General features: G+C 71.0%; 20 protein-coding genes. 4 read left to right on the plus strand and 16 right to left on the minus strand.

Annotation, left to right across the window (positions count from 1 at the left end; all coding sequences use genetic code 11):
- Window positions 1-44 precede the first annotated feature (44 nt).
- Genes Q9S71_RS04595 through Q9S71_RS04635 form a run of 9 tightly spaced genes read right to left on the minus strand, consistent with a single transcriptional unit; the run spans window position 45 to window position 7,892 of the window.
- Window positions 45-788: a ComEA family DNA-binding protein gene (locus tag Q9S71_RS04595; RefSeq protein WP_311860821.1), complete on the minus strand. Its 744-nt coding sequence runs from the start codon at window positions 786-788 to the stop codon at window positions 45-47.
- Window positions 785-1,291: a hypothetical protein gene (locus Q9S71_RS04600; protein ID WP_311860823.1), complete on the minus strand. Its 507-nt coding sequence runs from the start codon at window positions 1,289-1,291 to the stop codon at window positions 785-787. Before Q9S71_RS04600 ends, Q9S71_RS04595 begins: the two co-directional genes overlap by 4 nt.
- Entirely contained in the window at window positions 1,288-2,025 is a 738-nt protein-coding gene (locus tag Q9S71_RS04605; RefSeq protein WP_311860825.1) for a 4Fe-4S single cluster domain-containing protein, read from the minus strand. Before Q9S71_RS04605 ends, Q9S71_RS04600 begins: the two co-directional genes overlap by 4 nt.
- Entirely contained in the window at window positions 2,022-2,228 is a 207-nt protein-coding gene (locus Q9S71_RS04610; RefSeq protein WP_064002863.1) for a DUF2997 domain-containing protein, read from the minus strand. Before Q9S71_RS04610 ends, Q9S71_RS04605 begins: the two co-directional genes overlap by 4 nt.
- Before the next feature lie 11 nt (window positions 2,229-2,239).
- Window positions 2,240-3,859 (minus strand): AAA family ATPase, encoded by a 1,620-nt coding sequence (locus Q9S71_RS04615; RefSeq protein ID WP_311860827.1) that lies wholly within the window; start codon window positions 3,857-3,859, stop codon window positions 2,240-2,242.
- A 22-nt stretch (window positions 3,860-3,881) separates the two neighbouring features.
- Complete coding sequence (locus tag Q9S71_RS04620) at window positions 3,882-4,640, minus strand: hypothetical protein (protein WP_311860829.1); 759 nt, start codon at window positions 4,638-4,640, stop codon at window positions 3,882-3,884.
- Window positions 4,637-5,449 (minus strand): hypothetical protein, encoded by an 813-nt coding sequence (locus Q9S71_RS04625; RefSeq protein ID WP_311860832.1) that lies wholly within the window; start codon window positions 5,447-5,449, stop codon window positions 4,637-4,639. Before Q9S71_RS04625 ends, Q9S71_RS04620 begins: the two co-directional genes overlap by 4 nt.
- 37 nt (window positions 5,450-5,486) lie before the next feature.
- On the minus strand, window positions 5,487-6,602 hold the full coding sequence (locus Q9S71_RS04630; RefSeq protein ID WP_311860834.1) for a lactonase family protein: 1,116 nt from the start codon (window positions 6,600-6,602) through the stop codon (window positions 5,487-5,489).
- 3 nt (window positions 6,603-6,605) lie between these two features.
- On the minus strand, window positions 6,606-7,892 hold the full coding sequence (locus tag Q9S71_RS04635) for an adenylosuccinate synthase (RefSeq protein WP_064002858.1): 1,287 nt from the start codon (window positions 7,890-7,892) through the stop codon (window positions 6,606-6,608).
- A gap of 193 nt (window positions 7,893-8,085) precedes the next feature.
- Between Q9S71_RS04635 and Q9S71_RS04640 the strand changes: the two genes are divergently transcribed.
- The 4 genes from Q9S71_RS04640 (at window position 8,086) to Q9S71_RS04655 (ending at window position 11,439) form a co-directional block, all read left to right on the plus strand.
- Window positions 8,086-9,069, plus strand: coding sequence for a methionine ABC transporter ATP-binding protein (locus Q9S71_RS04640; RefSeq protein WP_311860837.1), 984 nt, complete (start codon window positions 8,086-8,088; stop codon window positions 9,067-9,069).
- Window positions 9,066-9,785: a methionine ABC transporter permease gene (locus Q9S71_RS04645; protein ID WP_311860839.1), complete on the plus strand. Its 720-nt coding sequence runs from the start codon at window positions 9,066-9,068 to the stop codon at window positions 9,783-9,785. Before Q9S71_RS04640 ends, Q9S71_RS04645 begins: the two co-directional genes overlap by 4 nt.
- A 65-nt stretch (window positions 9,786-9,850) precedes the next feature.
- Window positions 9,851-10,678 carry a MetQ/NlpA family ABC transporter substrate-binding protein gene (locus Q9S71_RS04650; protein WP_311860841.1) on the plus strand — a complete coding sequence of 276 codons (828 nt, stop codon included), beginning with the start codon at window positions 9,851-9,853 and terminating at the stop codon, window positions 10,676-10,678.
- A 53-nt stretch (window positions 10,679-10,731) separates the two neighbouring features.
- Window positions 10,732-11,439 carry a Pr6Pr family membrane protein gene (locus tag Q9S71_RS04655; RefSeq protein ID WP_311860843.1) on the plus strand — a complete coding sequence of 236 codons (708 nt, stop codon included), beginning with the start codon at window positions 10,732-10,734 and terminating at the stop codon, window positions 11,437-11,439.
- A gap of 32 nt (window positions 11,440-11,471) precedes the next feature.
- Here the strand turns inward: Q9S71_RS04655 and Q9S71_RS04660 are convergent, their stop codons facing one another.
- The 7 genes from Q9S71_RS04660 to Q9S71_RS04690 form a co-directional block, all read right to left on the minus strand.
- Window positions 11,472-11,738 carry a hypothetical protein gene (locus Q9S71_RS04660; RefSeq protein ID WP_311860845.1) on the minus strand — a complete coding sequence of 89 codons (267 nt, stop codon included), beginning with the start codon at window positions 11,736-11,738 and terminating at the stop codon, window positions 11,472-11,474.
- A 16-nt stretch (window positions 11,739-11,754) separates the two neighbouring features.
- Entirely contained in the window at window positions 11,755-12,768 is a 1,014-nt protein-coding gene (locus Q9S71_RS04665; protein WP_311860847.1) for a LacI family DNA-binding transcriptional regulator, read from the minus strand.
- The gene (locus Q9S71_RS04670) at window positions 12,765-14,288 is read right to left on the minus strand and encodes a sugar ABC transporter ATP-binding protein (protein WP_311860849.1); all 1,524 of its coding nucleotides are present in this window, start codon (window positions 14,286-14,288) and stop codon (window positions 12,765-12,767) included. Before Q9S71_RS04670 ends, Q9S71_RS04665 begins: the two co-directional genes overlap by 4 nt.
- A 37-nt stretch (window positions 14,289-14,325) precedes the next feature.
- Window positions 14,326-15,354 (minus strand): ABC transporter permease subunit, encoded by a 1,029-nt coding sequence (locus tag Q9S71_RS04675; RefSeq protein WP_311860851.1) that lies wholly within the window; start codon window positions 15,352-15,354, stop codon window positions 14,326-14,328.
- Entirely contained in the window at window positions 15,351-16,400 is a 1,050-nt protein-coding gene (locus Q9S71_RS04680; protein WP_311860854.1) for an ABC transporter permease, read from the minus strand. The genes Q9S71_RS04675 and Q9S71_RS04680 overlap by 4 nt, the downstream gene beginning before the upstream one ends.
- Window positions 16,397-17,989: a sugar ABC transporter ATP-binding protein gene (locus Q9S71_RS04685; protein ID WP_311860856.1), complete on the minus strand. Its 1,593-nt coding sequence runs from the start codon at window positions 17,987-17,989 to the stop codon at window positions 16,397-16,399. The genes Q9S71_RS04680 and Q9S71_RS04685 overlap by 4 nt, the downstream gene beginning before the upstream one ends.
- A gap of 92 nt (window positions 17,990-18,081) precedes the next feature.
- Entirely contained in the window at window positions 18,082-19,071 is a 990-nt protein-coding gene (locus Q9S71_RS04690) for an ABC transporter substrate-binding protein (protein ID WP_311860858.1), read from the minus strand.
- Window positions 19,072-19,344: the final 273 nt, after the last annotated feature.

Consider the following 19,344-nt stretch of genomic DNA (forward strand, 5'->3'; position numbering starts at 1 on the left):
CCTCCCGCCCTCGCCCGCCGGAATGCAACGTTGTATTCCGGCGATCAGAGGTCTACGCGTCGACCGAAGCGACGCTCTCCCCGCGGCCTCGGCGAGCACGTCGCCGCCGACCGCAGCCGGACGATCTCATGCGGCTGCAGTCCCGCCGCCTCGCCGAACTGCTCGACCGACACGAACCCGCCCTGCTTCGTCCGCGCCCGCACGGCCCGTCGCGCCTTGCTCCGGTTCATCCCGGGCAGCTCGGCGATCTCGTCCGCGGACGCGGTCTGCACATCCACCGGCTCGACCGGCTCCCGCGGCTGCAGCAGATCCGCCGACGTCGCCCCGACGGACTCCGCCACACGGGTCGTCTCGCGCTCGGGCGCGGGCTTCGACGCCCGCTTCGAGCCCCGGCGACTTCTCCGCGACGGACGAGCGGATGCCGCCGCGGCAGGCTCCGCCGCGCGCCGCCACACGGCGGGTCGGTTCTTGTCCTTCCCGGCGACGCGACGCTCCCACAGAGTCCGCAGCCACGCCGGGTTGAGCGCAAGTGCGACCACGATGCCGGCGAGGTGCACGATCGCGGCGACGATGTCGGTGAACCCGCCCCAGACCTCGACGCCGATCGTGAACCCCAGGACGCCGCTCGCGAGGGCGGCGACGTACGCGGCGCCGCGCTGCGAGACGGCACCGACGATGAGGAAGCCGATCCACGCGAACCCCGGCCCGAAGAACACCGGCACGAGCCAGGTGCTGACCCCCAGCATCCAGCCCCACCCGGGCACCGCCTCGCGGGTCGGACTGCTCACGCGTTCTCCCGCACGTTCAGCACCATCGTGACGGTGTCGTCCTCGTCGCGGGTCTCGGAGACGAGCTCGAACCCGGCCTGATCGGCGCGGGCGCGGATGCGCGCGGCGACCGCCTGCTGCACGTGCCGCGCGTAGGCGGCATCCAGTCGCGTCATGAGCTCGGCCGCGTCCGCCTCGGTCACCTCGTGCCCGTCGAGGCGCGACAGGTGCGCGCCCCAGACGTCGCCCTCGGTGCGGGACATCACGAGCTCGAGCCCGTCGATCGTGGCGGTCAGCTCGCCGTCGACCAGCGACGTGCCGGTCGCGCCGAGGTCGGCGAGGGCCGCCGCGAGCAGGTTCGCATCCTTCATCCGCGTCTGCACCGCGATCGGCACGGCCGCGGGCGGCGCCCCCGGCTCGGTCGTCGCGTCCCGGTTCTGCGCGACCGCCCCGAGCACACCGGTGCCGCCGAGGGCGGCCGCGGCGGCGAGGGCGGCGGGGACGAGGATCAACGAGATGCTCATCGGGAGGGTTCCTTCCTGAGGGATGCCGCGCGGTCGCCGCGCACACCCAGATCGTCCAGCAGGGCGGCGAGCGCCGCATCCGTCGCCCACCCGTTCACGGCGACGGTGCCGTCGGCGGCGATGCGCACTTCGAGGGCGTCGCCGCCGCCGTCGCGCGCGATCCGCTCGACCTCGGCCGCGTACCGCGGGGTGAGGGCGCGGATCGCCTGATTGCGCGACCCGATCCACGGCCGCCGCGTGTCCGGGAGGTCGGCGAGGTAGGGCCCGTCGCACAGCAGGTCTGTCGCCGCGAGCAGGCGCGCGATGTCCGGGCGGTCCCGGCTCCACTCCTGCAGCCGGTCGAACGTGTACCCCGAGAACGCCATGACGCCGAGGCCGGCGCCGCGGAACGCCTCGGCGACGATGGCGAGCGCGTCGGCCTGGTCGAAGGGCTCGCCGCCGAGGAGCGTGATCCCGTCCGCGCCGGCCGCGACGGCGGCATCCACCCACTCCGCGGCCCGTTCGGCCGGCTCGTCCAGGCGGGCGCCGCGTGTCGCCCAGAGGTGCGGGTTGAAGCAGCCGGGGCACCGCACGGCGCAGCCCTGCACCCAGACCGCCGCCCGCACACCCGGACCCTCCGCCGCCGTCGCGGGCACGAACCGCGACCAGCGCAGCTCCGGCTGCCCGGGCGGGGGCGGCGTCGTGCCGAGCAGGCTCGCCCGCCCGCCGACACCGCGCGATTCGACGAGGGTCATCGGCCCCGGTCCTCCTGCCGCAGCTCGTCCTCGGCCGTGGCGGCGACCCGCGTGTAGTCCTCGGTGAACTGCGACGAGGCCGTCTCGGCGTCGAGCAGCGCCTCGAGCTGCTCGATGTAGTCGAGGCACTCGGGCCCCGTCATACCGAACGTCTCGGCCGCGACCGATCCGTCGGCCCGCAGCTGCACGACGAGCTTCTTCATCCCGGTCCTCCTCAGTAGTCCACGGTCCGGCCGCCGCGACGCGACGACAGGATGCCGTCGGCATCCTCCCCGCCCGCGGGGGTGTCGTGCGCGTCGAGGTCTTCGGCCCCGGTCGCGCGGACGGCGCGCTGCGCGGCCCAGGCGCGGATGCGCTGGACCTCTTCGGCCTGGGTCACCGCGAGGGGGATCATCGTCTCGACGACCCGGTTCACGACGTCCGCCGTGATCGCCTGGCGGCCGCCGAACCCCTCGTACAGGGCGGCGACGACGGCCTGCTCGATCTCGGCGCCCGAGTGGTTCTCGCTCGCCGCGACGAGCGACGAGACGGCACCCCGGTCCTCGGCGACCGCGCGCAGGCCGTTCGCGGGCGTCGCGTGGGCGGCGAGCTGCAGCGACCAGATCGCCTCGCGCTCGACGGCCGTGGGCAGGTCGACGAAGAAGATCTCGTCGAACCGTCCCTTTCGCATGAACTCCGGCGGCAGGGCGTCGATGTTGTTGGCCGTCGCGACGACGAAGACCGGATGCCGCTTCTCCTGCATCCAGGTCAGGAAGGTCCCGAACACGCGGGCCGTCGTCCCGGAGTCGCCCTGCCCCGTCGTGTTCGAGAAGCCCTTCTCGATCTCGTCGACCCACAGGATGCAGGGCGCCACCGCCTCGGCGGTCGCGATCGCGGTGCGGAGGTTCTGCTCGCTGGAGCCGACGAGACCCGAGAAGATGCGTCCGATGTCGAGGCGCAGCAGCGGCAGCCCCCAGGAGGCCGCCGTCGCCTTCGCCGTCAGCGACTTGCCGCAGCCCGGCACACCCGTGATGAGCACGCCCTTCGGAGCCGGCAGGCCGTACTCGTGGGCGCTCGGCAACCATGATCCGTTGCGGCGCTCGAGCCAGCGCTTGAGGTTGTTCAGGCCGCCGACGTCGTCGAGGTCGATGTTCGCGGTGACGAACTCCAACACCCCGGACTTGCGCACCACCTGACGCTTCTCGTCGAGGACGACCCCGATGTCGTCTGCGCTGAGGCGTCCGTCGTTGACCATCGCGCGCGCGAAGGCGTTCTCGGCTTCGGCCATCGTGAGTCCGAGCGCCGCCTGGACGAGAGCCTCGCGGGCCGCGTCATCGGCGGCGACGCGGATCTCGCGGGCGTTGTTGTCGATCATCGTGTCGAGCAGATCGCGGATCTCGTCGGCCGTCGGCAGGGGGAAGTCGAACAGGTGCGTCAGCTCGTCGAGCTCGGGCGGGATCACCCGCACGGGCGCCGTGATGACGAGCGTGCGCGAGACGTCGCCGTGGCGGAACTCGAGGGCGGTCTCGCGCACCGTGCGCACGATCGCCGGATCGCCCTGCCGGTGCTCGCCGCCGAAGTAGGCGTGCAGGTCGCAGAAGATGAACACGCTCGGGTCGGTCACGCCGGCGGCGTGCTGCAGCGCGCGGGCGGGGTTCGTCGTGTTCGAGACGCTCTTGCCGTCGGGGCCGATGAGCCCGAGCGCCGAGGTCCACGTCCACACCGCGCGGCGGTTACGCTGCGCGTGGGCGGCGTCGGTGATCGCGGCGATCGCGCGGACCTCTTCGCCGGTCTCGAGGTACAGCAGCGGCAATCGCGCCTTGAAGGCGGCGTCCAGCGTGGCGTCGAAGGTCACGTCCGTCCCTTTCGTTCGGTGGTCATGGTGTGTCGGATGCCGGTTCGTCCAGCGTGATCGTCCATCGCCCGGCGCCCTCGTCGGTGTCGACCCGCAGGATCACGCGCCCCTGCGCGGGCCAGGATGCGCGGGTGTCGACGTCGTCGACGCCCTTCACGAGGTCGATGACCTCGCCCGGGAAGGCGGCATCCACGGTGAAGAAGCCGTCCCCCTCGAAGGCGAAGCGGGCACTCAGCGCGTCGCCGTCGTACGACAGCAACGCCGGACCGTCGCCCGTCGCGGACCCGCCCTCGATGGGTGTCGGCGTCTCTCGACTCACGCTCGCGGTCCAGTCCGTGAGGCGCGGCGCGAACCAGAGCCGGCCGCCCGTCGCGGCCGACACGACGGCGATCTTCCGGCTCTCGCTCACCAGCCCGATGTAGTCGGGGCGTTCGTCGTCGAGACCCACGGCGGCGTCGACCTGCTGGTAGACGTTCAGGTAGTCGTCCGTGCCGCTCGTGAGCGGGCCCACGACCCAGACGTCGTCGCCCGGCGGCAGCTCGATGAAGCCGCTCGCGGCCGTGCCGCTCAGCTCGTCGCCCTCGAGCCGCGCCTCCTGCGCGTCGGGGTCGTCCCACGGTTCGTACTCGTAGCGGTTCGGGTCGGTGAGGACGAGGTCCCCCGTCCGCGGGTTGACCCCGACGAAGGGCACGAGGACGAAGGCGAGCACGACCGCGACGGCCGACCCGGCCAGCCAGGTGATGGTCGAGAAGCGCCGGATCCGGGCATCCGCGGTACTCACGGCGTCGCCCCGGGTGACGGTGACGGTGACAGCGTCGGTGTCGGTGTCGGTGTCGGCGGGAACTCGAGCTTCCAGCCCACGTCGTCCCAGGATTCGACCGAGAAGACGACGAGCGGCGCGTCGGGCCACGCGATCGACTGGTCGAGGGGCGCCTCGCCGTCGAAGGTCCTCTCACTGCCGTGGGGCGTCACGATCTGGATCGCGATGCTCCCCTCGCCGCGCGCGCTCAGCCGGGCGGTCGACGCCTCGCCGGCGTGGGTGAAGACGGCCGACTCGAACCCGGAAGCGACGTCGTTCGTCCACCCGAGCCCGCCCGTGGTCACCCGCGCGCGCCACGTCTCATCGCTGAAACCGTCGACCCACAGCTCGACGTCGGGCTGCTCGACGAGCACGACGACGCGGCCGTCGGCGAGGGAGGAGAAGCGCGGCGGCTCGCCGTACTCACCCTCGGTCACGATCCGGCCGCCGGGGCCTGTGACCCGCACACCGCCGAGGTAGGTCGAGTCCTCGGGCGTCAGGACGACGGCAGCGTCGACGTCGAGACCGCTGAGACGGATGACCGCACCGTCGGAACCCTCGTACACCCCGCCGCCGCGGTCGTCCGCGACGATCGGGTCCGGGCTCGTCCACGGCTCGCTCGCGTAGTCCTCGTCGACACCGACCGCACCCACGTCGAAGCCGCCCTCGTCCGCGTAGACGAGGGCGACGATGCCCGCCACGACCAGGCCCGCGATCCAGACGAAAGCGGTGAAACCGCCCAGTCGCGCGATCGCCGTCCGGCTCGCGCCCGTCTGCCCGCCCGCGCTCATGTTCCCCTCCGCCCCGACACGTTACCGGGCACGGAGGTCAGGACGAGAAGGCTAGGAGCGCCGTCGGCGACGGTGCTATTGTCCGGTGCCGGACGCGGCCAGGGACCCCCGTGCGATCCTCGATCGCGAGCGAGACGACCTCGTCGGCCCGCTCGCCCGCGACGAGCAGCGTGTCGCGCGCGACCACGTGGTGACGCGGCCAGACCGTGCCCGCCTCGGCGAGCGCGATCGGCTGCAGGGCCTCGCCGCCGCCGCGCACCTTGACGGTCGCGATCGTGTCGCTGCCGCGCAGCCCCGCGTAGAGGAAGACACCGTCGGCGGACATCGCGAGCTCCGCGCCCCTGTCGCCCGGGAAGGCGCCGAGCTGCGCCCCGCCCACCAGGCGCCATTCGCCGGCGGCATCCGCCGCGAGCGCGAACACCTCGCCCGAGTACTCCGTCACGACGTACACGTGCCCACTCGGGTGCGCCCGCAGGTGACGCGGGCCGGTGCCGGTCGGCAGGGCGAGGCGCTGCACCTCGCGGCCGCCGCGCCAGAAGCGCACGAGATCGAGGCCGAGGTCGGTCGTCGCGATCACTCCGCCGGGCAGCGCGGCCGCCTGGTGCGCGTGCGACGGCCGGCCCGGCGCGGGTCTGGCCGCATCCGTCTCGTCGTCGGCGTGCGGGATGAGGTGGGCGTACTCCGCGCCGGCGGCGGCACGCAGCGCGCGGGCCGCAGCGGTGAGATCGGATGCCGGTCCGCCCTCGGCGGCGGCCGTCCACGCGCGGGCGGACCCGGGCCGCCCGTCGGGAGCGAGCGCGACGCGCACCACCGCACCGTCGCCGTAGCAGGAGACGATCAGCGCGTCCTCGAGCGCGAGCACGTGGCAGGGGCTCTCGCCCACGGCCACCTCGGGTCCGAGCGGAGCGAACGAGCGCTCCCCCGTCTGACGGTAGGCGCGGACGGTGCCGCGGCCCTCGAGCGTCGCGTAGACGACGTCGAGGGACGGGTGCCGCGCGATCCACGATGGCGACTCGGCCGCGACGACGTCGCCGCCGCCGAAGCCGAGGGGGCCGCTCGCCAACGGGGATGCGGCGCTCCCGGCATCCAGCAGTCCGATGCCCGTCGCCGACCCGCCCATGTCGGCGGAGTACCCGCCGAGCAGGAACCGCACGGGTCAGTCGAGCAGGTCGTGGCGCACGATGACCGCGTCGCGCGCGGGCCCGACGCCGATGACCGAGATGCGCGTGCCGCTCATCTTCTCGAGGGCGAGCACGTAGTCCTGCGCAGTCTGCGGCAGGTCCTCGAAGGTGCGGGCGGTCGAGATGTCCTCGCTCCAGCCGGGGAAGTTCTCGAGGATCGGCGTCGCGTGGTGGAAGTCGGTCTGATTGACCGGCACCTCGTCGAAACGCTGTCCGTCGACGTCGTAGGCGACGCAGACGGGGATCTCCTTCAGGCCCGTGAGGATGTCGAGCTTGGTGAGCACGAGGTCCGTGATGCCGTTGATCCGCGTCGCGTAGCGCGTGATCGGGGCGTCGTACCAGCCGACGCGGCGCGGCCGGCCGGTCGTCGTGCCGAACTCGAACCCGCGCGAGCGCAGGAAGTCGCCGTCCTCGTCGAACAGCTCGGTCGGGAACGGACCCGAGCCGACACGCGTCGTATACGCCTTCACGATGCCGACGATGCGGTCGAGGCGGTTCGGCCCGACGCCCGATCCGGTCGAGGCGCCGCCCGCGGTCGCGGAGGACGACGTGACGAACGGGTAGGTGCCGTGGTCGATGTCGAGCATCGTCGCCTGGCCACCCTCGAAGACGACGACATCGCCGGCATCGAGCGCGTCGCTCAGCAGCAGACCGGTGTCGCACACCATGGGCCGCACGCGCTCGGCGTACGAGAGCAGGTCGTCGACGACCTCGTCGACGGTGATGGCGCGGCGGTTGAAGACCTTCACCAGCAGGTGGTTCTTCTGGTCGAGGGCGCCCTCGACCTTCTGGCGCAGGATGTTCTCGTCGAACAGGTCCTGCACGCGGATGCCGGTGCGGTTGATCTTGTCGGCGTAGGTGGGGCCGATGCCGCGACCGGTCGTGCCGATCATGCGCTTGCCGAGGAAGCGCTCGGTGACCTTGTCGAGCGTGCGGTGGTATTGCGTGATGATGTGCGCGTTGGCGCTCACCTTCAGCCGCGAGACGTCGACGCCGCGGGCCTGCAGGGCGCCGAGCTCGGCGAAGAGCACCTCGAGGTCGATGACGACACCGTTGCCGATGACGGCGTTGACGCCCGGCGACAGGATGCCGCTGGGCAGCAGGTGCAGGGCGTACTTCTCGTCGCCGATCACCACGGTGTGGCCGGCGTTGTTGCCGCCGTTGAACTTGACGACCCAGTCGGTGCGCTCACCCAGGAGGTCGGTGGCTTTGCCCTTGCCCTCGTCTCCCCATTGAACGCCGACGATCACGATGCCTGGCATGGGCTCTCCCCCGTTATCGGACGGTTACACCCCATCCTATCGGGCCGGGTCCGCGGCCCGAGCCGCGGCATCCGCTCCGCAACGCGGCGTCACACGATTTGTCGTCGTCGGCACGGATTGGGTTGCATCGAGGGGACTGCGCGCGGAAACCGCGCCGTCGTTCCCCCACCCCCACCATCCGAGAGGACGGCCGTTGATCGCGCTCGATCGGGTCTCGAAGCACTACGGCGGTGTCCCCGCCGTAGATGACGTCTCGCTGACCATCCCCACCGGCGAGGTGTTCGGCATCGTCGGTCAGAGCGGCGCCGGCAAGAGCACCCTCGCCCGCATCGTCAACCTCCTCGAACGGCCCGACCACGGCACCGTGACCGTGGACGACGTCGAGCTCACGGCACTGGGCGAGACGGAGCTGCGTGCGGCCCGCCGCCGGATCGGCATGGTCTTCCAGCGGTTCAACCTGCTCAGCAGCCGCACCGTGCGCGGCAACGTCGAGCTCGCCCTCGAGCTCGACGGCGGCTCCCGCGCCGCCCGTCGCGACCGCGCGCAGGAGATGCTCGACCTCGTCGGCCTCGGCCACCGCGGCGACGCGTCGATCCACGAGCTCTCGGGCGGTCAGCAGCAACGCGTCGGCATCGCCCGCGCCCTCGCCACGCGGCCGAGCGTGCTCCTCTCGGACGAGGCGACGAGCGCCCTCGACCCCGAGACGACCGAGTCGATCCTCGACCTCTACCGCCGCATCAACGAGGAGCTCGGGCTCACCGTCCTGCTCATCACGCACGAGATGGACGTCGTGAAGTCCAGCTGCCACTCGGCCGCCCTGCTCGAACAGGGCCGCGTCGTGGAACAGGGACGCCTGGTCGACGTCATCCGCACACCCGGCTCGCGCCTCACCTCGCAGCTGTTCCCCCTCGGCCCCGTACCCGACGGCGTACCGGCCGACGCGACGGTCATCGACATCACCTTCGCGGGCGGCACCGCCGATCGTCCGGTCATCGCACGTCTCGCCCGCGACCACGACGCCGATGTCTCGATCCTCGGCGCGGTCGTCGAGCGCATCGCGGGGACGCAGGCCGGCCGCACACGGCTCGAGGTCCCCGGCCACGTCGCAGCAGCCGTCATCGCCGACCTGCGCGCACAGGGCCTGCTCATCGAGGTCCTCCAGGGGGTGGCCGCATGAACCAGCAGCTGATCGACGTCCTCCTCAAGGCGACCGGCGAGACGCTCTACATGGTCGGCGTCGCCCTGCTCGTGACGATCGTCGTCGGGCTCCCTCTCGGTGTCGTCCTCGTCGGCACCGAGGCGGGGCGCTTCCTCGAGCGCCCGTTCGGATCGCGCGCCGCCGGTGTCGCGATCAACCGCACCCTCGACTTCATCGTCAACTTCGGCCGCTCGGTGCCGTTCATCATCCTGATGGTCGCCCTGATCCCCGTCACCCGGGCCATTGTCGGCACCTTCATCGGATCGACCGCGGCCATCGTGCCCTTGTCGGCCGTCGCGATCCCCTTCTTCGCCCGCATGGTCGAGATCGCGGTCAAAGAGGTCGACCCGGGTCTGCTCGAGGTCGCCTCGTCCCTGGGCGCGAGCCGGTGGCAGCTGGTGACCAAGGTGCTGCTGCCCGAGGCCGCCCCCGCCGCCCTCCTCGGCCTGTCGACCACCGTGACCTCGATCATCAACTTCTCGGCGATGGTCGGCACGGTCGCCGGCGGCGGACTCGGCGACGTCGCGATCCGCTACGGCTATCAGCAGTACAGCTGGATCCACATCGTCGCGGTCATCGTCATCATCTTCGCGATCGTGATGGTGCTGCAGAGCCTCGCCGCCTGGGGCGCCCGGCGCCTCGGCCGACGCAGCACCCGCCGCAGCGCGCGCGTCGCCGCGGCATCCACCGTCTGATCCGCCCCTCCCTCCTCCGGCCGTCCCGACGCCGGTCCCCCGCACCACCGACGAAAGGCATCACGATGTCCCGCACCCTCCGTTCCGCCCTCCTGGCCACCGCCGCCGCCACCGCGCTCCTGCTCAGCGGCTGCGCCTCGTCGCCCTCCGCCGGTGGTGAGGGCGACGGCGACGGCCTCGGCACGCTCAAGGTCGGCGCGCTGCAGACGCCGGCCGGCGACATCCTCAACCACATCGCCGAGACGAGCGCGAAGGAGGCGGGACTCACCATCGAGTTCGTGCCCTTCACCGACTACAACACGCCCAACACCGCGCTGGCCGACGGGTCGATCGACGCGAACCTGTTCCAGAACGCGACCTTCCTCGAGACCTTCAACGAGCAGGCCGGCGGCGAACTGGTCAGCGTCGGCGAGGCATACCTGCCGAGCGCAGCGTTCTACTCCGACAAGGTGTCGAGCCTCGACGACCTCGCCGACGGCGCGAGCATCGCGATCCCCAACGACCCGACCAACGAGGGACGCGCGCTGAAGCTGCTGGCATCCGAGGGGCTCATCGAGGTCACCGACGGCGTCGTCGACCTGAGCGGCATCACCGCCAACCCCAAGAACTTCGAGTTCCGCGAGATCGAGAACGCGACGCTGCCGCAGGCGCTGCCCGATGTGGATGCCGCCTTCGTCACCATCTCGTTCGCCCTGCCCGCCGGCCTCACGAGCGACAAGGCGATCCTGCTCGAAGGCGAGGACAGCCCGTACTACAACGTCCTCGCGACGCGCCCCGAGCTGAAGGACGACGCCCGCGTGCAGAAGCTCTACGAGCTGCTGACCTCGCAGGAGACCGCGGACTTCGAGAACGAGACCTGGGGCGGCCTCGTCGTCCCCGTCGTCAAGGGCTGACCTCTCCCGTTGCGCGCGGCCCGCACCGCCGGGCCGCGCGCTAGGGTTCGGTCATGCGTACCCGAACGTGGCCGACGGTGTGGTCGGTCGTCAGGCTGCTCGCCGCCGCGGTCCTCATGACCGCCGTCGTCGGGCAGTTCGTCACCACGATCCGCTTGGCGATCGCAGACGACCGCGACGTGACGACCACGATCGCGAACTTCTTCAGCTTCTTCACGATCCTGTCGAACCTCGTCGGGGCCATCGCCCTGCTGGCGGCGGTCATCTGGTTCTTCATGCGACCGCCGCACGAAGACCGCGAACCCCGGGGGATCGCCGTCGCCCTGGCCGCAGCCACGACCTACCTCACGATCACCGGCGTGGTCTACAACCTGCTGCTGCGTGGGCTGCCCACGGCCGACGACCACGTCGCCTGGGCCAACGAGATCCTCCACGTCGTCGCGCCGCTGTTCCTCGTGATCGACCTGCTCGTCGCGCCCACCCAGCGCGCTTTGCGGTGGCGGTCGGTCCTCGTCATCCTCGCCGTCCCGATCCTCTGGATCGTCTACACCCTGATCCGCGGACCGTTCGTGACCGACCCGGTGCGCGGCGTCGCGTTCTGGTACCCGTACCCGTTCCTGAACCCGAACGGGGTCGCCGGGTGGGGCGGTGTCTGGGCGTACGTCGCCGGGATCGCCGTCACCTTCGTCGTCGTCGGCACGATCGTCGTCGCCGTCGGGCGCCTGCGCACCCGCGGGGCGCGTTCCGCCCTCACGGTCTGAACCCCGGATCATTCCGAGGGCGGTCGCGCGCGTCAGCTGCGCCAGGCGGCGAGCTTGCGGCGCAGCGGAGTCACCTGCCGCAGCTTGAACAGGACGTACCCGAGAGCTGCGGATTCCGTGTCGAAGGTCTGCAGCGTGCGTCCCATGACACCGCCGCGCTCGTCCGACACCCACGCCTGCCACTGCGCATCCGTGCGCGTGAGCAGCACCGCGTTCATGTGGACGTCGCCCACACCGTACAGGACGGGCGCATCGAGGGACTCCTCGCGGACGATCACCATCAGTTCCTCGACGCTCATCCGTGGACCTCCGGGATCACTCCGCGGGGCGCGAGGACTCGCGCACGATCAGGTGGGTCGGGAGCGGGGTGTCCTCGGTGAGTCCGTCGGGCTCCTCGACGGCGAGGAGCACCTTCTGCATCATGAGCTCGCCGAGGGCACGGAAGTCCTGCCGCACGGTCGTGAGCGGCGGCGACAGGTAGGCGGCCTCGGGCACGTCGTCGAACCCCACGACGGCGACGTCCTCGGGGACGCGCAGCCCACGGGCGCGCAGCGCCGAGAGCAGACCGATCGCCATGTGGTCGTTGCCCGCGAAGACCGCGTCGCCCGGGGAGAGGTCGAGCGACCGTCCGATCTCGGCCCCGCTGGCCGCGGTCCAGTCGCCGTGGCGCGGCTCCACCACCGCCAGCTGGCGGGCCGCGAGCTCGTCGCGCCAGCCGCGGATGCGCTCGACGGCATCCGGATTCCGCACCGGACCGGCGATGTGGAGGATGCGGCGGTGCCCCAGCTCGGCGAGGTGACGCACGGCCGACCGCGCGCCGCGGTACTGATCGATCGACACGAGCTGCGGATGCCGGCGCTGCGTCGCGGCGGCGGCGACCATCGGCACACCGAGGTCGAGCCCGCGCACGACCTCGAGGACGCCGAGGTCGGTCACGACGAGGACGATCGCGTCGACGCGCTGCCGGAGGAGCCCTTCGACGACCGAGCGGATGCTGGCGGCATCCGTGTCGGGCGCGGTCACCGAGTCGACGGAGTACCGCTCTACACGCGCCGCGACGTTGAAGTGCATCGCGATCGAGGTGGGCCCGAAGTCCGCCGTCCCCGGCGTGATCAGACCGATCGTGCGGGTGCGCTTCGTGACGAGGGCACGGGCGGCCGGCGACGGGCTGTAGCGCAGCTGCGCCATCGCCTGCTCGACCCGCGCGCGGGTGGCGGGCCGGACGTTCGGCAGGTCGTTGAGCACCCGCGAGACGGTCTGGTGCGAGACGCCGGCGAGGCGCGCGACGTCGAAGATGTTCGCGGACTTCGCACCGCGCTCGTCGCTCACGACTCGTCCTCGGGTCGGGCCACGAGCGCCAGCAGCGAGTCGACGGTGAGCGAGTCCGCCGGAATGGTGTCGACGAGTCGACCCCCCCGCATGATCGCGATGCGGTTCGAGACCCGCAGCACCTCTTCGAGCTCGGCCGAGATGAACAGCACCGACAGGCCGTTGTCGGCGAGGTCGGCGACGAGCCGCTGGATCTCGACCTTCGCGCCGACGTCGATGCCGCGGGTCGGCTCGTCGAGCACGAGCACCCGGGGCGAGAGTGCGAGCAGCCGCGCGAGCAGCACCTTCTGCTGGTTGCCGCCCGACAGGGTCCCCGCCGGCCGGTCCGGATCGGCGGGACGGATGTCGAGCGCCTCGATCCAGCTCACTGCGAGCTCGCGCCGGCGGGCGCGGGTGAGTCGGTGCAGGATGCCGCGATCGGCCTGCAGCGCGAGGGTGATGTTGTCCTGCACGCTGAGCTCGCCGATGATCCCCTCGGTGCGCCGGTTCTCGGACGAGTAGACGATCCCCTGCCCGATCGCCCGTCGCGGCGTCGCGAGCACGGCGGGCGCACCGCGGACCTCGATCTCACCGGCATCCGGTCGATCCACCCCGGTCAGCGCGCGCGCCAGTTCGGACCGTCCCGAACCGAGCAGCCCCGCGAGACCCACGACCTCGCCCTCGCCGATCGCCAGGGTGGCCGAGGTCAGCCCCGTCCCCGAGGCGAGGCCGCGTCCGGCGAGGGCGACGGGAGAGGATGCCGCGGCATCCTCCCGCTGGTGGACGTCGAGCTCGTCGGCCCCGCGTCCGAGCATCTTCTCGACGAGGTCGATGCGCAGCAGCTCGGTCGGCACGTACTCGCCGATGCGGCGGCCGCCGCGCAGCACCGTGATGCGGTCGCAGATCTCGTAGACCTGGTCGAGGAAGTGCGAGACGAACAGCACCGCGACACCGCGGGAGGTCAGTTCGCGGATGACGCGGAAGAGCTCGGCGACCTCGTCGAGGTCGAGGCTCGAGGTCGGCTCGTCGAGCACGACGACACGGGCGTCGACCGAGATGGCCCGCGCGATCGCGACGAGCTGCTGGATCGCCAGGGAGTGCCGCGACAGTCGCGTGCGGGGGTCGATGTCGAGCCCCAGGCCCTCGAGGATCTCGCCCGCGCGGCGGTGCGTCTCGCGCCAGTCGATCGCCCCGAAGCGCCTGCTCTCGCGTCCCAGCAGCACGTTCTCGCCGACCGAGAGGTTCGGCAGCAGATCGATCTCCTGGTAGACGGCGCTGATCCCGGCGGCGAGCGCATCGGCGGGCGAGCCGAAGTGCACCGGCTCACCGCCGACGCGGATCGTCCCGGCATCCGGTCGCAGCGCACCCGTGATCGCCTTGATGAGCGTCGACTTGCCGGCGCCGTTCTCGCCCATCAGCGAGTGGACCTCGCCGGGCAGCAGACGGAAGTCGACGGCGTCGAGCACCGTCTCGGAGCCGAAGCGAACGGTCGCGCCGGTCACCTCGACGACCGGCGCGACCGCTGCTTCGCGCGCATCCATACGGACCATCATGCCCGCGGTGAGCTCCCCCCGAGCGTCACCGCGACGTTCGCGCGGTCCGCGCCACGAGCAGGCGCTGCACGACGACGAAGACGAGCAGCAGTGCTCCGATCGTGATGCGGGTCCACGACTGGTCGACTCCGAGGAAGGAGATGACCGTCTTGATGGTGCCGTAGACGAACACGCCGATCATCGATCCGAGCACGAACCCGCTGCCGCCCGTGAGCAGCGTGCCGCCGATCACCACCGCGGCGATGGTGTCGAGCTCGGTACCGATGCCGTTCAACGGGTAGGAGGCCCCGGTGTACGCCGTGAAGACGACACCCGCGAGTCCCGCGCACACACCGCTGATGACGTACGCGAGCAGCTTCGTCCGCACGACCGGCAGACCCATGAGGCGCGCGGACTGCTCGTTGCCGCCGATCGCGTAGATCGTGCGTCCGAAGCGGGTGAACTGCAGGATCAGGATGCCGGCGAGCACGACCAGCAGCGCCAGGATGCCGGTCGGGGTCAGGTAGAAGCTGCCCGGCCCGCCCTGCATGCGGGTCGACTGCAGCCACAGGATGGCGGGCTCCTCGACGCGGATCGACGACAGGCTCACCATGAACGCGAGGCCGCGCGCCGCGAACATGGCCGCGAGCGAGGCGATGAACGGCTGCACCCCGAAGTACTGCACGAGCACGCCGACGAACAGACCCATGAGGGCGCCGAGGACCAGCATGACCGGGATGACGAGGGCCACCGGCATCCCCTGGCTCAGCATGCTGGCACCGAGCATCCCGGTGAAGGCCATCACGGCGCCGACGGAGAGGTCGATGCCGCCGGTGAGGATGACGAAGGTCATGCCGACGGCGAGGATCAGCAGGTACGCGTTGTCGAGCAGCAGCGCCGACAGCACGCGCGGGGTGACGAAGTTGCCGAAGTAGGCCTGCGCCCCGAGGAGCATCGCGACGAGGATGACGACGGCGGCGAAGACGGGCACCCACGAGGCGTGCCGGCTGCGGAAGCGCTGGACCGTGTCGGCGAAGCCGCCGGTGCGTCCGAGGTCTGCGGTGATCGCGCTCACGAGGCCACCTCCACAGTGCGACGGGTGCCGCCCCGGACGGCATCGGCTCCCTTGGCGAAGAGGGACCGCGTGCGCGGGGACTGCACGAGGACGACGATCACGACCACGATGGCGAGGAACAGCGGGCTGACCGCCGGCGGCACCCCGAGGAAGGTGATCGTCGACTTGAGGGTCTGGATCGTGAAGACGCCGACGACGGTGCCGGCGATCGTGAACTTGCCGCCCATGAGGCTCGTGCCGCCGAGGACCACCGCGAGGATCGCGTCGAGCTCGATGTAGAGGCCCGCGGCGTTGGCGTCGGCCGCCATGATGTTGGACGAGTAGAGGATGCCGGCGAACCCGGCGAGCAGCCCGCTCGCCGCGTACGCGCCCCAGACGATGCCGCGCGAGCGGACACCGGCGAGGCGGCTGGCCTCGGGGTTGATGCCGACGGCCTCGGTGAGGACGCCGAGCGCGGTGCGCCGCTGCAGGACGGCGACGATCACGATCGCGACCACCGAGACGTAGAACGCGAACGGCAGACCGACGAGATACCCCTGCGCCATGAAGCGGTACGGCGCGCTCGTGATCGTCGTGATGAAGCCGCCCGTGATGAGGAGGGCGACACCGCGGCCGGCGAGCATGAGCACGAGGGTCGCGATGATCGGCTGCACCCCGACGACGGCGACGAGGAAGCCGTTCCAAACACCCAGCACGAGGGCGACACCGACGGCGAGCGCGATCGCGATGAGCACCGTCGAGAGGTCCTCGGGTGCCGGCGACGACGAGATGAAGGTGAGGGCCACCGCGCCCGAGACCGCCATGATCGCGCCGACCGAGAGGTCGATGCCGCGCGTCGCGATGACGAGCGTCATGCCGAGCGCGACGAGCATGAGCGGTGCGCTGTTGCGCAGGATGTCGATGAGCGGCCCGTAGAGCTGACCGTTCTGCACCGTGATCGAGATGAACGAGGGCCGCGCGATCGTGTTGATGATCACGAGCACGAGCAGTGCCGCGATCGGCCAGACGAGGCGGTGCGCCAGGAAGCGCTTGAGTGTCGGGTTCATGCCGCTGTCTCCGGGTTGAGGCGGGACGTCGTCGTCTCGCCGGACTCTTGCGCGATGAGGGCGACCAGGTCGTCGACGGTCACGTCGGTGGCGTCCAGTTCGCCGATCTTAGAACGGTCGCGCAGCACCACGATGCGCTGCGCGATGCGGACGACCTCCTCGAGCTCCGAGGAGATGAAGACGACCGAGAGGCCCTCCGCCGAGAGCTCGGCGACCTTGCGCTGGATGTCGGCCTTCGCGCCGACGTCGATGCCGCGGGTCGGCTCGTCGAGGATGATGAGCTGCGGCGCGGTGGCGAGCCAGCGCGCGAGCAGCACCTTCTGCTGGTTTCCGCCCGAGAGGTTGCGCACGAGTGCGTTCGGGTCGGCGGGGCGGACCCCGAGTGCCGAGATGTACTCCGACACGATCGCATCGCGCTCGGCGCGGCCGATCGGGCGCATCGCTCCGCGCTTGGCCTGGATGCCGAGGACGATGTTCTCGGCGACGGTCAGGTCGGCGATGATGCCCTCGGCGCGACGGTCCTCGCTCGAGAACGCGATGCGATTGTCGATCGCGTTCCGCGGGTTGGTGATGCGTGCGGCATCCCCCCGCACTTCGTGGGTGCCCGCGTCGGCGCGGTCGGCGCCGTAGACGAGGCGGACGAGTTCGCTGCGTCCCGAGCCGAGCAGACCCGCGATGCCGACGACCTCGCCCTCGTAGACCTCCATGTCGACGGGTTCGATGACGTTCTTGCGGCCGAGGCCCGCGACACGCAGGACGGGCGTTGCGGTGCGGTCGATCTCGCGCTCGGCCGAGCGCGAGAGGGCCTCGAGCTCGTCGAGCTGCCGGCCGATCATCTTGGCGATGAGTTCGCCGCGGGGAAGCTCGGCGGGCAGGTACTCGCCCACCAGCTGGCCGTTGCGCAGCACCGTGAGCCGGTCGGAGATCTCGTAGACCTGGTCGAGGAAGTGCGTGACGAAGAGGATGGCGACGCCGCGGTCGCGGAGACCGCGGACGACGGCGAACAACTGCTCGACCTCGCTGCGGTCGAGGCTCGAGGTGGGCTCGTCGAGGACGAGCACCCGGGCATCGGCGACCGTCGCTCGGCTGATCGCGACGAGCTGCTGCACCGCGATGGAGTGCGACGCGAGCGCCGAGCGCGGGTCGATGTCGAGGCCGAGGGCGGCGAGGTACCGCGTCGCCTCGCGGTGGGTGGCCCGCCAGTCGATGAAGCCCGCCCGGCGCACCTCGCGGCCGAGCATGACGTTCTCGCCGACCGAGAGGTTGGTGCAGAGGTTGACCTCCTGGTACACCGTGGAGATCCCGGATGCCTCGGCGTCGGCCGTCGAGCGGAAGACCCGCTGCTCGCCGGCCACCTCGATCGTCCCGCCGTCGATGGCGTACACGCCCGTCAGCGCCTTGATGAGCGTCGACTTGCCGGCGCCGTTCTCACCCATGAGGGTGTGGACCTCGCCGGCGCGCAGCGTCAGGTCGACCCGGTCCAGGGCGAGCACCCCGGGGAACCGGATGGTGACATCCCGCATCCGCACGACCTCGTCGTGCTGCGGGGCGGTGGCCGGGGACTCCGGCGTGGCTGCGACATCGACCATGAGGCGCGCCTTTCCGTGATGACCGCCGGGGACCGGAATCCGGTCCCCGGCGGTGGTTCGGTGATCCGTACGGACCGTGGGGGTTCCGTCGATCAGTAGGGGCGGGAGTCGAGGACCTCGGCGGCCTGCTCCTGCGTGAACGACTGGTCCTCGACGATCGTGCGCTTCTCGACCTCATCGCCGGCGACGACGGCCTTGACGAGCTCGGCGGCCTTGTCACCGAGGAGCGGGTTGCACTCGACGATGAAGTTGAACTCGCCGTTCGCGAGGGCGGTCATGCCGTCCTTCACCGCGTCGATGGTGACGATCTGGATGTCCTTGCCCGGGGTCAGACCGGCCGCCTTGATGGCGTCGAGCGCACCCAGGCCCATGTCGTCGTTGTGCGCGAACAGGACGTTGATGTCCTTGCCGTACTTCTGGAGGTAGCCCTCCATGACCTTCTTGCCGCCGTCACGGGTGAAGTCGCCGGTCTGCGAGTCGAGCACGTTGACGTCGGTGCCTTCGATCGCCTCGTTGAAGCCCGTCGCCCGGTCGAGCGCGGCCGACGAACCGGTCGTGCCCTCCAGGACGACGAGGTTCGCGCCCTTGCCGTCGAAGTTCTCCTTGACCCACTCGCCGGCGGTGCGGCCCTCCTGCTCGAAGTCGAGGCCGACCCACGAGGCGTAGAGGTCGTCGCTGGCCGAGACGGTGCGGTCCTCGAGGATGACCGGGATCCCGGCATCCTTGGCTTCCTTCAGGACGTCGTCCCAGCCGTCGACCGTGATCGGCGCGATCACGATGGCGTCGACACCCTGGTTGATGAAGTTGCGGACGGCGGAGATCTGCGCCTCCTGCTTGTTGTCGGCCGCGTTGAAGATCAGCTCGAAGCCGTTCTCCGTCGAGAAGGCCTTCTTCATCGACTCGGTGTTGGCGGCACGCCAGCCCGACTCCGACCCGGTCTGCGCGAAGCCGACCTTGATGACGTCGTCACCGCCGCCACCCCCGTTGCCACCGGCTCCGGGAGCCGCGCCGCCGGCGCAGCCTGTTGCGACCAGCGCGAATGCCCCCAGCATGGCTGCAGCCGCGAAAACGCTCTTCTTCATCCCAAAACCTCCTTGTTCGGGTCCGGCTCACCGCCGGTGTTCCGGGCCGCCCTGGCCTTCGGATGCTCGAATGTTAGCCTTCACATTTCTCGCAGCGCTAGATTGTGAGCGATAACATTCCGGTAACGCGGCGGGCGGGCAGGGCTGCACCTGCGCGGGCGCCAAGCGGCCCGGTCCAGGCGATGTGAGCATTCACATCCCGGCGCACCGACCCGCCGAGCGGAGATTCTCGCCGACACACCGGCCCCGCATCCGCTCCCCGCGTGTCGCCCG

Origin of the sequence: Microbacterium gawkjiense (assembly GCF_031932225.1) — a bacterium.
Classification (GTDB): domain Bacteria; phylum Actinomycetota; class Actinomycetes; order Actinomycetales; family Microbacteriaceae; genus Microbacterium; species Microbacterium gawkjiense.

What these genes read in the sequence shown, in the direction of transcription:
- Q9S71_RS04660 (WP_311860845.1), bottom strand. Translation starts at nt 11,738, where the DNA reads ATGAGCGTCGAGGAACTGATGGTGATCGTCCGCGAGGAGTCCCTCGAT.
- Q9S71_RS04650 (WP_311860841.1), top strand. Translation starts at nt 9,851, where the DNA reads ATGTCCCGCACCCTCCGTTCCGCCCTCCTGGCCACCGCCGCCGCCACC.
- Q9S71_RS04655 (WP_311860843.1), top strand. Translation starts at nt 10,732, where the DNA reads ATGCGTACCCGAACGTGGCCGACGGTGTGGTCGGTCGTCAGGCTGCTC.
- Q9S71_RS04605 (WP_311860825.1), bottom strand. Translation starts at nt 2,025, where the DNA reads ATGACCCTCGTCGAATCGCGCGGTGTCGGCGGGCGGGCGAGCCTGCTC.
- Q9S71_RS04600 (WP_311860823.1), bottom strand. Translation starts at nt 1,291, where the DNA reads ATGAGCATCTCGTTGATCCTCGTCCCCGCCGCCCTCGCCGCCGCGGCC.
- Q9S71_RS04625 (WP_311860832.1), bottom strand. Translation starts at nt 5,449, where the DNA reads ATGAGCGCGGGCGGGCAGACGGGCGCGAGCCGGACGGCGATCGCGCGA.
- Q9S71_RS04670 (WP_311860849.1), bottom strand. Translation starts at nt 14,288, where the DNA reads ATGGATGCGCGCGAAGCAGCGGTCGCGCCGGTCGTCGAGGTGACCGGC.
- Q9S71_RS04680 (WP_311860854.1), bottom strand. Translation starts at nt 16,400, where the DNA reads ATGAACCCGACACTCAAGCGCTTCCTGGCGCACCGCCTCGTCTGGCCG.
- Q9S71_RS04610 (WP_064002863.1), bottom strand. Translation starts at nt 2,228, where the DNA reads ATGAAGAAGCTCGTCGTGCAGCTGCGGGCCGACGGATCGGTCGCGGCC.
- Q9S71_RS04690 (WP_311860858.1), bottom strand. Translation starts at nt 19,071, where the DNA reads ATGAAGAAGAGCGTTTTCGCGGCTGCAGCCATGCTGGGGGCATTCGCG.
- Q9S71_RS04635 (WP_064002858.1), bottom strand. Translation starts at nt 7,892, where the DNA reads ATGCCAGGCATCGTGATCGTCGGCGTTCAATGGGGAGACGAGGGCAAG.
- Q9S71_RS04645 (WP_311860839.1), top strand. Translation starts at nt 9,066, where the DNA reads ATGAACCAGCAGCTGATCGACGTCCTCCTCAAGGCGACCGGCGAGACG.
- Q9S71_RS04685 (WP_311860856.1), bottom strand. Translation starts at nt 17,989, where the DNA reads ATGGTCGATGTCGCAGCCACGCCGGAGTCCCCGGCCACCGCCCCGCAG.